The following is a 13,600-nucleotide window of genomic DNA, read 5'->3' as shown; positions in this document are numbered from 1 at the left end:
AACGATCTTGACGGGATTTCGTTGGGAGATCATTCAGGAATATGCCCCGCTGTTTATGGAAGGCACCTGGATGACCATCAAATGCACCATTATCTGTGTCATTCTTGGCACCTGCTGGGGATTAACGCTCGGATTAGGCCGCTTAGCGCAGGCACCGCACGGGCCGTGGAAATATATCCTGCACTACGGCGTGCAATGGCCGGTACGTATCTACATCAGCGCCTTCCGCGGCACGCCGCTGTTTGTACAAATCATGGTGGTGCACTTCGCGCTGGTGCCGTTGTTCATCAATCCACGTGATGGATTGCTGGTGACCAGCAATATTATGTCGGTCGACTTTGCCCGCACGCTACGCTCAGATTACGGCGCGTTCCTCTCTTGCATCGTGGCGATTACGCTGAATGCGGGTGCCTATGTCTCTGAGATATTCCGCGCCGGTATTCAGTCGATCGATCGCGGCCAGATGGAAGCGTCACGCTCTCTCGGCATGAGCTATGGCCGCACCATGCGGAAAGTCATTCTGCCGCAGGCTTTTCGCCGCATGTTGCCGCCGCTGGGCAACAACGCCATCGCGATTGTTAAAGATTCATCGCTGGCTTCGGCAATCGGCTTGGCGGATCTCGCCTATGCCGCTCGTACGGTGTCAGGGGCTTACGCCACGTACTGGGAACCCTACCTGACGATCTCTATCGTTTATTGGGTTATTACTTTCCTGCTTTCGCTGCTGGTGCGGCACATGGAAACGAGGTTTGGCAAAAGTGATTCACGTTAAAAACCTGCAAAAACAGTTTGGTGATACGCATGTCCTGCGCGGTATTTCCTGCGACATCGCCCCTCAGGAAGTACTGTGCCTGATTGGCCCATCCGGTTCAGGAAAAAGTACCTTTCTGCGCTGCATCAACGCACTGGAGACGCTCTCGGCAGGCGAGATCACGGTCAACGGTTTTGCCATTCACGATCAGAAAACCAATATCAATCGCGTGCGTGAAAGCGTGGGAATGGTGTTCCAGCGCTTTAATCTGTTTCCGCACATGACGGTGCTGGAAAACATCATTATGGCACCGATGGATGTGAAAAAATTGCCGCGAGCACAAGCCGTTGAACGGGCTAAAGCGTTGCTCAGCAAGGTTGGCCTGCTGGATAAAATCGATGCCTGGCCGAATAGCCTGTCCGGTGGACAGCAACAGCGTGTCGCGATTGCCCGTGCGTTAGCGATGGAACCCGCGATCATGCTGTTCGATGAACCGACATCCGCGCTGGACCCGGAGCTGGTTGGCGAAGTGTTAGCGGTTATGAAAACGCTGGCGAATGAAGGCATGACGATGGTCATCGTGACCCATGAAATGGCCTTTGCCAGAGAAGTGGCCGATAGAGTGATCTTTATCGATCAGGGAGTCATTCAGGAACAGGGAACGCCAGAGGCGATCTTTACTCACCCGAGTAACCCGCGCACGCAGGCTTTCCTGAGCAAGATCCTGTAAATACGGTAAGACCATGGGCTGTCAGCGTCTTCCACGCTGGCAGCCTTTTTCTTTTACCACCCCGTCAGAAAAGAAAATACCAGCCAGAACAGGCAGATCACCGTCAGCCCTGTCGCAAAAAGCGTATAAAAAATATAGCCTCGCAGCAGGAAGCTAAACCCGACGCCAACCAGCACCGAAAACGGCATCAGCGCCAGAAAAAACGGCCAGGTGTAGAGCATGAAGAAAAACGTGGTATTGGAGCCGTATACCAGAAAAGGGATGGCAAAGGCCAACCAATAGAAGGAGAACCCCGTTACCGCCCCCATAAACAGGTAGGAAACGCCGTCATCTTCTTCTTGTTGCGCTGGCCGAGTCTTGCTAATCGTTAACTGCGTGGCATTTTGCATAATCTTTCCCATTCGTCCCCTCATCACCCACTAGCGCGGTGAAAAAAGCGGGATATCAGAGCTTGATAATAGCTCTCTTGCCCAGCAGATCTAACAATTGGCCTGTCAAATTTGTTACTAATTGTTCGCCATCCAGATGACTATCCGGCGCTTCCGGCGCTTCATACGCCGAGTCGATCCCAGTGAAATTACGCAGCTCTCCCGCACGGGCTTTTTTATACAACCCCTTAGGATCGCGCGCTTCACAGGTCGCTAACGGCGTATCCACGAAGACTTCGATGAACTGCCCTTCGCCCAGTAAATCCTGCACCATTTTACGCTCGGCGCGGTGCGGCGAGATAAACGCGGTCAGGACCACCAGACCCGCGTCTACCATCAGTTTGGCGACTTCACCCACGCGGCGGATATTTTCGCGCCGATCGTCGTCGGTGAAGCCTAAATCGCGGCACAACCCGTGCCGCACGTTGTCGCCATCCAGCAGGTAGGTGCTGACGCCACGTTGATGTAGCGCCTGTTCCAGCGCCCCCGCCAGCGTGGATTTACCGGATCCAGACAACCCGGTAAACCAGATAACAACGCCCTGATGACCATGCAATTTCTCGCGCGACTCTCGGGTGACATCGTGCGCATGCCAGACGACGTTATCGTCAGTCGGTTCATCGCGTAAAGACACGTTATTTGCCTCCCAGCAGATCGCGCGCACCCCAATGTGGGAAGTGGCGACGTACCAGCGCATTCAGTTCCAGTTCAAACGCGCTGTGTGCGCCCGGCTCCTGATACACCTGCTCGATAGGTTCCCGCACCAGCCCAGCACCGACCGTGACATTGCTCAGGCGATCGATAAAGATCATCCCGCCCGTCACCGCATTGTGCTGATAGTTGTCCAACACCAGCGGCTCATCAAAAATCAGCTCAACCGAACCGATACCATTCAGCGGCAGGTTCTCCGCGACGCGCTGCGTCAGCGTATTGATCTCAACCTGATACTGAATATTCTCGACCCGAGCGCGCGTTTTCTTACCGCCAATCTTGATGTCGTAACTCTGTCCCGGCACCAGCGGCTGCTCCGCCATCCAGACGACGTCCACCAGCGCATGCTGCACCGCTTTCAGCGACTCGCTGCTGTCGATCAGCAGGTCACCACGGCTGATATCCACCTCATCCGCCAGCACCAGCGTAATCGCTTCACCCGCCTGCGCCTGCGGTAAATCCCCGTCAAAGGTCACAATACGGCTGACGGTGGATTCTACGCCGGATGGCAGCACTTTAACCCGTTGCCCAACGCGGATGATGCCGGAGGCCAGCGTTCCCGCGTAGCCACGGAAATCCAGATTCGGGCGATTCACATACTGAACCGGGAAACGCATCGGCTGTTCCAGCGTACGCTGTGCCACATTGACCGTTTCCAGCACGTCCAGCAGCGTCGGTCCGGTATACCAGCCCATCGTCGTACTCGGCGTTGCGACATTGTCGCCATCCAGCGCGGAAATCGGCACAAAGGTGATATTCAGGTCGGCAGGCAGTTGCTGAGCAAAATCCAGATAGTCCTGCTTAAACTGCTCAAACACCGTTTGCTGATAATCCACTAAGTCCATTTTGTTCACCGCCACCACCAGATCGCGAATCCCCAGCAGGGTCGCAATAAAGCTGTGACGACGGGTTTGATCCAATACGCCTTTGCGAGCGTCAATCAGCAGGATCGCCAGTTCGCAGGTTGATGCGCCGGTCGCCATGTTACGGGTGTACTGCTCGTGTCCCGGCGTATCGGCGATGATGAATTTGCGTTTTTCCGTGGAAAAATAGCGGTAGGCCACGTCAATCGTGATGCCCTGTTCACGTTCAGCCTGAAGCCCATCGACCAGCAGCGCCAGATCCAGTTTTTCGCCCTGCGTGCCCAGACGCTTGCTGTCATTGTGCAGCGTATTGAGCTGATCTTCATAAATCTGGCGCGTATCGTGTAACAAACGGCCAATCAGCGTACTTTTTCCATCGTCGACGCTACCGCAGGTCAGGAAACGCAGCAGCGTTTTATCCTGCTGCGCGTGTAAATACGCTTCCACACCGCCCTGCTCGGCGATCTGCTGTGCAATCGCATTGTTGATGATGACGGCATCTTTCTCAGCCGCATTGTCTGCCGCTGTGTCTTTTAAAGAAATTTGGCTCATTCGACGATTCCTCAGAAATACCCTTGACGCTTTTTCAGCTCCATTGAACCGGCCTGATCGCGGTCAATTACCCTTCCCTGACGCTCACTGGTCGTGGAAACCAGCATCTCTTCGATGATTTCCGGCAACGTTTGCGCCTCTGATGCCACCGCGCCCGTCAGCGGCCAGCAGCCCAGCGTGCGGAAGCGCACCATACGCTGTTCGATCACTTCACCGGGTTGCAGATCGATGCGATCGTCATCCACCATCAGCAGCATGCCATCGCGTTCCACCACCGGACGCGGCGCGGCCAGATACAGCGGAACAATATCGATGTTTTCCAGATAGATGTATTGCCAGATATCCAGCTCGGTCCAGTTGGAGAGCGGGAAAACGCGGATGCTCTCGCCTTTGTTAATCTGGCCGTTGTAGTTATGCCACAGCTCCGGGCGCTGATTCTTCGGATCCCAACGGTGGAAACGATCGCGGAAAGAGTAAATACGCTCTTTGGCACGCGATTTCTCTTCATCGCGGCGCGCCCCGCCAAACGCGGCATCAAAACCGTATTTATCCAGCGCCTGCTTCAGCCCTTCGGTTTTCATAATGTCGGTGTGCTTGGCGCTGCCGTGCACAAAGGGGTTAATCCCCAGCGCTTCACCCTGCGGGTTGCGGTGCACCAGCAGTTCACAGCCGTAGGCCTTTGCCGTCCGGTCGCGGAATTCGTACATTTCACGAAATTTCCAGCCGGTATCAACGTGCAGCAGCGGGAAAGGCAGCGATCCCGGATAGAACGCCTTGCGCGCCAGATGCAGCATCACCGAAGAGTCTTTGCCGATGGAGTACATCATCACCGGATTACTGAACTCGGCCGCTACTTCGCGGATGATGTGAATGCTTTCGGCTTCAAGCTGCCGTAAATGCGTGAGTCGTTTCTCGTCCATACCCTTTCCTTAAGCCAAGTTTACTACCGCTGGGCGGCTGTCTTGCGGCACCGTCGGCGTTGTCTGACCAAACCAGGCAATCTGATGGTGCAAATCCACCACCTCGCCAATCACCAGCAGCGCCGGTGTCGGCGCTTGCCGTGCCAAATGTTCTAACTGTTGCAGCGTGCCAATTTGCACCTGCTGATCGTGTCGGGTGCCGCGACTGATCACGGCAACGGGCGTCTGCGATGAACGGCCATGCGCGATCAGTTGCTGCGAAATCTCGGCGGCCTTCATCGTTCCCATGTAAATCGCCAGCGTCTGACGGCCACGCGCCAGCGTCGACCAGTCCAGCGAATCGCCATCCGGGCGACAGTGTCCGGTAATAAAAAGCACGCTCTGCGCGTAGTCACGGTGCGTTAACGGGATCCCCGCATACGCCGTGACGCCTGCTGCCGCCGTCACACCGGGCACCACCTGAAACGTGATGCCGGCCTGCGCCACCGCTTGCAGCTCTTCACCGCCACGGCCAAAAATAAAGGGATCGCCGCCTTTCAGGCGCACTACCCGCTTCCCTTCCTGCGCCAGCTTCACCAGTAGCTGATTAATCTCATCCTGCGGCAACGAATGCGCGCTGGCGCGTTTTCCAACGCAGATACGTTCGGCGTCGCGCCGCACCAAATCCAGCACGTCGGGGCTGACCAGATGGTCATACAGCACCACGTCCGCCTGCTGCATCACCTGTAATCCACGCAGCGTCAGCAGTCCGGCATCGCCGGGGCCTGCACCAACCAGTGCGACCTCACCACGTGCCGCCGCTGGCTGCTGCTGTTCCGCTTGCTGATGTACCAGTTGCTGTTGCAATTCGTCTTCGGCCTGCGCCAGTTGCCCCGCAGACACCAGCGACGCAAAGCGTCCGACAAACAGCCGCTCCCAAAAGCGACGGCGTGCCGGCATCGAATGCAGTCGGGTTTTAATTCTGTCGCGCCAGCTTCCGGCAATGTCCGCCATCGTGCCCAAACTGGCGGGCAGTAATGATTCCAGCTTTTCACGCAGCAGACGCGCCAGCACCGGCGCCTGTCCACCCGAGGAAATGGCCACCACCAGCGGAGAGCGATCGACAATCGAGGGGAAAATAAACGAACACTTTGGCTGATCGTCCACCACGTTCACTAGCAAATGCCGCTGATTCGCCGCCTCAAATACCGCGGCATTCAGCTCAGCGTCATCCGTAGCGGCAATCACCAGAAATACGCCGGATAGCAAATCAGGCGTAAAAACCTGCGCCAGCCATTCAACTTTTCCGTCCTGATGCTGTGCCGCCAACGGTTCAGCCAGCGCCTGCGCGACAATTTTTACCTCCGCACCCGCGCGTTGCAGTAGATCGATTTTGCGCGTAGCAACCTCGCCGCCGCCGACAACCAGTACCGGACGCTGACGAAGATCGGCAAATATAGGGAGATAGTTCACAATCGCCTTAACTAAGCAAAAAAGTAGATAATGCGACTATACGGTGAGGACAGAACACTTATGAAATGCCGAATTGGAATGACAAGTTCCGTAATGGAATAACAACACGTTTACAACCGGCAGCAGGACGCCTGACGCAATCGGGCATCCATTTGATTGCGCCGTAGGTGTTCAGTTGCAAGCTTGATTCTTGATCCTGACCATTTGTGCAACATCATCGCCGAGCAGTTGATCCAACTGGCCTTCGCGAATCCACTGCACGACCTGTACTTCGATATCCACCGCATGATCCTGACGATCTTGATGGTATGAACCGGGCAAGTAGAGGAAGGCCGCAAACCCCTCGTCATGCAGCTGGCGCGCTTCTCCACGGGCAAAGCGGTCAATCTCAATGCTCATCGCATCAAGATTGGCCTGACGAGCAAGCGCTGCCGGGTCAATCAAACGCGAGTGCATCAGGCCAACGGTTGGCACGTCGGGTATCGCCGCTTTTACCGCTCTCAGTTGAACATAGTCAAACGAAGAGAATTGCAGCAGGTCAGCACAGTCCAGTTCATCGATGAGCTTCATCAGCTTCGGGAAGAGTATCTCATTGCAGTCATACACTTTGAATTCAAGCTGATAGATGATGCCGAGCTGACGGGCGAACAGCAGAGCATCCCTGAGCCGCGGGACGCGTTCTCCTGCGAATTCCTGACTGAACCACTGCCCAGCGTCGAGTTTAGCAAGCTCAGAATAGGTCATGCCTTGCACAAGGCCACGCCCGTTGGTGGTGCGGTTAACCGTCTCGTCGTGAATCAGCACTAATTCACCATCACGCGTGATTCTTAGATCGGTTTCGCAGGTTACGCCGAAACCCGCATGTTCAAACGCCTTGTTAAACGCGGCAAGGGTGTTTTCTGGTGCACCAGCGCTGTGGCCTCGATGACCTCCGAGGCGTATTGTCGAAGGCGTCATTCGTAGTGGATTCATTGCCATTCTCCTCGTTATATTGCGTTTAACCTTTATTGCGTTTAACCACGGCTCCTCATTTCAGTGTCGGATCGGACAGGTCACGTAACCGATCGCCAATGAGGCTGATAGTGAGCGACAGTATGAAGATGACCATCCCCGGCACGATGGATATCCACCACGCCGTCATGATGTAGTCACGCCCTGCCCCCACCAACGATCCCAGGCTGACCTGTGGCGGCTGCACCCCGAGGCCAAGGAAGCTCAGCGACGACTCCAGAATGAGGATTTCAGGCATCACCACCGTGAAGGTGACCAACACGACGGCAAAGATATTGGGAAAAACGTGGACGATCGCGATACGAAAGCCACCCGCGCCATTGCGAAGCAAGGCGGCGATATACGGCTTCTCCAGTTCAAGACTGGCCATCGTCCGCGTCAGTCGAGCAAAACGCTCCCAGCCGAACAGCCCCAGCAGGCAGATGAAAAGCGTGAGGCTGTTGCCGAGAAAGGCCAGCACCGTGAGTGCAATGATGATAAACGGCATCGACGCCTGAAAATCAATCGCCACCCGAATGATGGCATCCGCTACACCGCGTCGGAAGCTCGCGATCAGGCCAAGCGATGTGCCGATGACCATGCTGATAATTGACGCGCCAAGGGATATAAAGAGACTCATACGGAGCGCATAGAAGACGCGGCTTAAAATGTCGCGTCCCATCTCGTCGGTGCCAAGCCAGTGCCGGGAGCCGGTTCCAAGGTGGAACGGCGGCATATTGCGCGCTCTCAGATCTATCTGCGCAAAGCCATAAGGCGAAAGCATGTCAGCAAAGACGGCAAGCACAACGGCAATCACAATGACCCCAATACACACGAGCAGCAGCGGATTAGCATGGGGAAACCGGGCGAATATGCCAGAAGGCATCTTTGACGCGGAGGACGTATCTGTCATGACACACGCCCCCGAGACCGCTGTGAGTGGCGCAGGCGGGGATCGATCATCACATGCAGGAAATCGACGAACAGGTTGGCGCTGACCATCGCCACCGTGATGAGAATGACAATCGCCTGAACCACCGCCACATCGCGGGCAGCAACAGAATTGATGAGCAGCAGGCCCACGCCGGGCCAGGCGAATACCGCTTCAATCACGGCGGAGCCGCCAATCATTCCGCCGAGCAAGAATCCGAACAGCGTCAGCAGAGGCAGTGCCGCGTTCGGCATTACGTGCCTGACGATAAGCCCCCACTCGGAGACACGTTTCGCCCGAGCGGCAAGAATATAACGCTGCCCGATGACTTCAAGTACGCTTGAGCGAACGAATCTCGCGATAACACCAGCGTTGTAAAGCCCGATAGCCAGGGCAGGCATCACCATGTGAGCAAGCGTCGCACCTCCCCCCGATGGCAGGATCCGCAACTGTACGGCGAAAAGCTGGATCAGGAGAATACCGGTCAGGAAGGTAGGAATTGAATGCGTCAGCACGGCGAGGCCGATTACCGTGCGGTCGACAATCCTACCGTGATAGTGCGCCGCGACGATACCCAGCGGAATCCCCACCGCAAGCGCCAGTACAAGCGAAGCCGCCATAAGCCGCAGCGTTGCGGGGAGCTTTTCCATAATCATAGCAAGCGCATCCTGACCGCTTCGCAGCGATGTACCAAAATCCCCCGTCACGATGCGCCCGAGATAGGTGAAATACTGTTCGGTCACGGGGCGATCCAGCCCCCACTGCTGGCGGAGTATGTCAATAACCTGCGGCGGCGTTTCGACACCGAGGAGCGACGTCATCGGGTCACCGCTGATGCGCAGCATGACGAAAGTAAAGGTGACAGCAAGAAACACCGTCAATAACGCACGCAGCGCTGAGCCAAACAGGGTGTTCAGCATGCCGCTCTCTCCACCAGAACGGAGCGGCTGTGTACAGCATCCGCAGCAATGGAGCGACGCCTTCCTTTCGGCACGGCAGCCAGCAGTTTTATGGTGTAAGGATGGGAGGGCTCGGCAAACACGCTTGACGTCAGCCCACTCTCCACCACACCGCCGCCCTGCATCACGGCGACCCGATGCGACACGTGGCGCACCACGCGCACATCGTGGCTGATCAACAAGATCGAAAGACCGCGCTTCTCTTGAAGATCGAGCAGCAAATTGAGCACCTGCGCCTGAACCGACACATCCAGCGCCGAGACAGGTTCATCGCACAGCAAAACCTTCGGCTCAGCCACCAGCGCCCGGGCGATAGCCGCGCGTTGCCGCTGCCCGCCGGACATCTGATGTGGGTAGCGATCCAGCATGGTAATGGGGAGAGCGACAGCGCTAAGTGCTGCTTTAGCCCTATCGCGCCACTCACTCTTGCACCCGATAGCGTGGATCGAGAGCACTTCCGCGATCTGCCGACCAATGGTGTGACGTGGATCGAAGGCACCGAGCGTATCCTGCGCAACAACCTGAAGCACCCGCGCCAAACGCCGGCGATTCGGTTTGAGATAGTGGGAAAATGGCTCGCCAAAGAGTGACAGCGTGCCACGGTCAGGCTGGCGATCGCCGCAAAGTAGCGCGGCAAGAGTCGATTTTCCGGATCCCGATTCGCCGACCAGACCGAGCGTTTCACCTTGTTCAAGCGATAAAGACACGCCGCGTACCGCCTGTTTGCCAGCCCGACGGTTCGGCAACAGCGAAAACCCAACATGATAGGTGAAATCCAGATCGCGGGCTTCGAGAATAGGCATTCTGTCCATCGCGTTCACACTCATGGCGCGCTCCCCGCAGAGAGTGATGAGGTCGCCGTATCACGCTGCCAGTGTTGGGGAATTTCCACCAGTCTGCTTAGCGGTTCACCGCTGCCCGGCATCGCGTCCAGCAGCAGTTGAGCGTAGGGATGGTTCGATCGCGCGTAGATATTTTCAGTCGTATCGATCTCCACGATCTCGCCGCCGTACATAATGGCAATGCGATCGCAGACCTCCGCGACCAGGTCAAGATCGTGGCTGATGAAGATCATGGCAATGCCTCGACGACGCACCAGCGAGACAAGCAGCGACACGACCTGCTGCTGGACGGTAACATCCAGCGCCGTCGTTGGTTCGTCTGCGATGACGAGCTTCGGCTCCAAAGCAAGTGCCATCGCGATCATCACACGCTGGCACATACCGCCAGAGAATTGCGAAGGATAGTCATGGTAGCGCTTCTCTGGTTGATCGATAGCGACGTCTTTCAGCATCTGTAACGCAATCTGGCGAGCCTCCTCCACAGCGTGTCCCGCACTGCGCGCAGCCTCAGCGATTTGTTCGCCAACCGTACGTACCGGATTAAGGCAGGATATCGGTTCCTGAAAGATCATGCCGATCGGCGGAAGCTTTTTCGCCACCAGCGCGTTATGCAGTTCGGACGCGGCGAACGTTTGGCTGCCAATCGTGACCGAGCCAGAAACAAGCGCGGTAGCGGGCAGAAGGCCGGCCACCGCGAGGCATGACAGCGATTTTCCAGACCCGCTCTCCCCCACAATTCCCAGAATTTCACCTTCGCCGACGTCAAAGGATATCGACTTAACCGACGTGGTTCTGCCTTTCCCCGCGAGAAAGGCGATATTCAGATTTTGAATGGAAAGCATGGATTCAGTCATGATGACACCCTCACTTGGCAGCATTAACAAAGGAGAGATTTTGTGGGCCAAGATCCATCGCGAAAACCGGCTTCGGCTTCCACTTCACCTTGTTAGAAACCCCGTAGAAGACGGCGTTCTGGTAAAGCACGGTAATCCCCGGATCCTTCCACTCAATAATGTCCAACATCCTGGAGAAGATCCTGGCACGATCCGCCGGGGCAATCGTCGGTTCAAGCTTTGCGCCGAGCTGGTCAAACTCGTCATTAATCCAGATTTTCTGCGTGCCCAGCGCAGCGGTCTTTGCGAACCCCATCGCATAGACGGAAACGTAGGGATCGGGAATCGCGGCGGTGCTGGACCAGTTACCCACCGCCCGACCAGACGCATTTTCAAACAGCTTGCCGGGCTCAACAAATTCCATCCTGGCGTTGACGCCCACCGCCTGCCACATCGCCACCACGGCTTCACTCACCGAGTTTTCCGCCGTGTAGTAATTGTTTTGTGAGCGGAGCGCGATCGGTTCACCGTGATAGCCCGCCTCCTTCAAAAGCTGCCGCGCTTTGTCAGGGTTATATTCGTAGTTTGGGCGATCCTTCATGTAGATAGGACCGAACACTTTGAACTGCTCACCATTCGGCACAACGGTTCGTCCGTTCCAGATGGAATCCACAATCGCCTGACGGTCAATCGACAGGATAAGCGCCTGACGAACACGCGGATCCTTGAGTACGGGGTTATATTTGTCGAAGAACAGGATACGGTTGTTTGGAACGGGGCCACCGACGATCTTCGCGTTACCCGACTGGTTCACCATCTCAAGCTGATCCGGCGGCAGATCGGTGGCAATGTCATAATCCCCTGCGATAAGACCAGCGATACGCGATGAGACTTCCGGCACCATTCTGAAGATGACACGCTTCGCATTCGGCTTGCCGCCAAAATACCGATCGTGCGCCACCAGCGTCACATGGTCATTGGCTACCGACTCCAGAACCTTATATGGACCTGCGCCGACCGGCTTCTGCTTCCATTTGGCCCAGTCACTGCCCATCTTCATCCAGGCATCTTTGCTGATCACCACAGCGGCATAGCTTGCCAGCCGCTGTAACAAAATCGGATCTTTGAACTTCGTGACGAAACGGACGGTATCAGGATCCACCACCTCGACATGATCAAGGCTGCTAAAATTTGTCAGATACGTGGGATAACCGGGTGCTTTCGGATCGGTCAAACGTTCCGGTCCGAACGAAAAGGCGACGTCTTCCGCCGTCATTTCGCGACCATCATGAAAAATGACGCCCTTGCGAAGCGTCACTTCAAGCGTTTTATCGTCGATCCATTTCCACGCCGTCGCAAGATTCGGCTGTACCGAGAAATCACCATCAATATCGAGCTTCAGTAAGGTCTCGTGGATCGACGGATTGTTGCGGAAAGCGACATTAGACGCCGCATCAACCGGTTCCTGTGTCTCCGGGTTTTTCTGAACCGCGATCCGTAACTCAGGACGCGTGTCCTCCTGAGCAAGTGCGATGCCACCAGAGAGGAAAACAGCAAACAGCACCAGCGCACCGATAAAGCTCGTTCTCTTCATGTCAGGCACTCCCTCAGTAAGCGGGTTCGCCAAGCCGCGTCCACGACTGAACACGCTCGAACTTGTTTAAATAATGATCAAATGTTGACCAAATCCTATCTTTGCAAGATGACGGTGTTATGACGACAATTCGCTTATTGCGACAGGACAGAGGGGAGGTAAAAACAGAGGATGGCGCTACAGGGCGGCTGGTTGAGGTAACACAACGCGAGTAAAATATCGCGTTCGCACTCCGTAGCCAGATATGAAAAACCCCATGCAGAACATGGGGTTTGTGATCGGTCTACCGCTCGTTGTGGGGGAGTTTTTATCCTTCGTGCAGACCGCATTCGCGTTTCAGGCCGAAGAAACGCGTTTCTTCTTCGGCCATACCCGGTTCCCATTTACGGGTGGTGTGCGTATCGCCAACTGACAGATAGCCCTGATCCCACAGCGGATGGTAACCCAAGCCGTTTTCTTTCAGGTACTGGTACACCGTTCGGTTGTCCCAGTCGATAATCGGCAGGAATTTGAAGATGCCGCGCTGAATCGCCAGCACCGGCAATTCACCCCGGCTGCCGGACTGCTCACGACGCAGGCCAGCAAACCATGTTTTCGCCTTTAACTCGCTCAACGCCCGATTCATCGGCTCGACTTTATTCAGCAGGTTGTAGCGCTCAATGCCTTCCACACCCTGCTCCCATAGCTTGCCGTAGCGCGCCTCTTGCCAGGCCGGGGATTCAGCCGCGCGGTACACTTGCAGATTCAGCTTCAGCTGTTCCGTCAGTGCATCAATAAACTGATAGGTTTCAGGAAACAGATAGCCCGTATCCGTGAGAATAACCGGAATATCCGGCCGCTGTTGCGTCACCAGATGCAGCGATACCGCCGCCTGAATGCCGAAACTGGACGACAACACATAGTCGCCCGGCAGATTCTCCAGCGCCCAGCTCACTCTTTCCTGCGCCGACAGCTGTTCAAGCTGGCCATTTACGACAGCCAGCGCGGCCGCCTGCTCCGCTTTCGGCAACGCGTTGAGCGCCTCAAGGTTAAATTCGGCCATCA

Annotated in this window: 14 protein-coding genes; 2 read left to right on the top strand and 12 right to left on the bottom strand. The window is 56.0% G+C overall.

Going from position 1 to position 13,600, the window contains the following annotated elements; all coding sequences use genetic code 11:
• The first annotated feature begins 7 nt into the window (after positions 1-7).
• Both MYB54_RS04290 and MYB54_RS04285 read left to right on the top strand, forming a co-directional pair.
• Entirely contained in the window at positions 8-772 is a 765-nt protein-coding gene (locus tag MYB54_RS04290) for an amino acid ABC transporter permease (protein WP_010681589.1), read from the top strand.
• The gene (locus MYB54_RS04285) at positions 759-1,481 is read left to right on the top strand and encodes an amino acid ABC transporter ATP-binding protein (RefSeq protein ID WP_010681590.1); all 723 of its coding nucleotides are present in this window, start codon (positions 759-761) and stop codon (positions 1,479-1,481) included. Before MYB54_RS04290 ends, MYB54_RS04285 begins: the two co-directional genes overlap by 14 nt.
• 53 nt (positions 1,482-1,534) lie before the next feature.
• On the opposite strand, the gene MYB54_RS04280 is transcribed toward MYB54_RS04285, so the two are convergent.
• The 12 genes from MYB54_RS04280 to MYB54_RS04225 all read right to left on the bottom strand — a co-directional run bounded on the left by MYB54_RS04280 (position 1,535) and on the right by MYB54_RS04225 (position 13,598).
• Positions 1,535-1,870, bottom strand: coding sequence for a DUF3561 family protein (locus MYB54_RS04280; RefSeq protein WP_039272805.1), 336 nt, complete (start codon positions 1,868-1,870; stop codon positions 1,535-1,537).
• Between the two features lie 55 nt (positions 1,871-1,925).
• On the bottom strand, positions 1,926-2,606 hold the full coding sequence (gene cysC / locus MYB54_RS04275) for an adenylyl-sulfate kinase (RefSeq protein ID WP_201723197.1): 681 nt from the start codon (positions 2,604-2,606) through the stop codon (positions 1,926-1,928).
• Complete coding sequence (gene cysN / locus MYB54_RS04270; RefSeq protein WP_371928288.1) at positions 2,545-3,972, bottom strand: sulfate adenylyltransferase subunit CysN; 1,428 nt, start codon at positions 3,970-3,972, stop codon at positions 2,545-2,547. Before cysN ends, cysC begins: the two co-directional genes overlap by 62 nt.
• Positions 3,973-4,046: 74 nt before the next feature.
• Entirely contained in the window at positions 4,047-4,955 is a 909-nt protein-coding gene (gene cysD / locus MYB54_RS04265; RefSeq protein ID WP_010299862.1) for a sulfate adenylyltransferase subunit CysD, read from the bottom strand.
• Positions 4,956-4,964: 9 nt separating this feature from the next.
• On the bottom strand, positions 4,965-6,407 hold the full coding sequence (cysG, locus tag MYB54_RS04260; protein ID WP_039501971.1) for a siroheme synthase CysG: 1,443 nt from the start codon (positions 6,405-6,407) through the stop codon (positions 4,965-4,967).
• A gap of 171 nt (positions 6,408-6,578) precedes the next feature.
• A complete protein-coding gene (locus MYB54_RS04255) occupies positions 6,579-7,379 on the bottom strand; it encodes a glycerophosphodiester phosphodiesterase (protein ID WP_205569178.1) in 801 nt (266 codons plus the stop codon).
• 55 nt (positions 7,380-7,434) lie between these two features.
• The gene (locus MYB54_RS04250; protein WP_248721553.1) at positions 7,435-8,232 is read right to left on the bottom strand and encodes an ABC transporter permease; all 798 of its coding nucleotides are present in this window, start codon (positions 8,230-8,232) and stop codon (positions 7,435-7,437) included.
• A gap of 74 nt (positions 8,233-8,306) precedes the next feature.
• On the bottom strand, positions 8,307-9,248 hold the full coding sequence (locus tag MYB54_RS04245) for an ABC transporter permease (protein WP_039466026.1): 942 nt from the start codon (positions 9,246-9,248) through the stop codon (positions 8,307-8,309).
• Positions 9,242-10,114: an ABC transporter ATP-binding protein gene (locus MYB54_RS04240; RefSeq protein WP_205594605.1), complete on the bottom strand. Its 873-nt coding sequence runs from the start codon at positions 10,112-10,114 to the stop codon at positions 9,242-9,244. Before MYB54_RS04240 ends, MYB54_RS04245 begins: the two co-directional genes overlap by 7 nt.
• Positions 10,111-10,983 carry an ABC transporter ATP-binding protein gene (locus MYB54_RS04235; protein ID WP_248721552.1) on the bottom strand — a complete coding sequence of 291 codons (873 nt, stop codon included), beginning with the start codon at positions 10,981-10,983 and terminating at the stop codon, positions 10,111-10,113. The genes MYB54_RS04240 and MYB54_RS04235 overlap by 4 nt, the downstream gene beginning before the upstream one ends.
• Positions 10,984-10,993: 10 nt before the next feature.
• Positions 10,994-12,556 (bottom strand): ABC transporter substrate-binding protein, encoded by a 1,563-nt coding sequence (locus MYB54_RS04230; protein ID WP_248721551.1) that lies wholly within the window; start codon positions 12,554-12,556, stop codon positions 10,994-10,996.
• A gap of 307 nt (positions 12,557-12,863) precedes the next feature.
• The gene (locus MYB54_RS04225; protein ID WP_039283058.1) at positions 12,864-13,598 is read right to left on the bottom strand and encodes a phosphoadenylyl-sulfate reductase; all 735 of its coding nucleotides are present in this window, start codon (positions 13,596-13,598) and stop codon (positions 12,864-12,866) included.
• Positions 13,599-13,600: the final 2 nt, after the last annotated feature.

This window comes from Pectobacterium nicotianae (genome assembly GCF_023272715.1).
GTDB lineage: Bacteria > Pseudomonadota > Gammaproteobacteria > Enterobacterales > Enterobacteriaceae > Pectobacterium > Pectobacterium brasiliense.
Note: the sequence above shows the minus strand (reverse complement) of the source record. Positions and strands in the feature narration are given on the sequence as shown.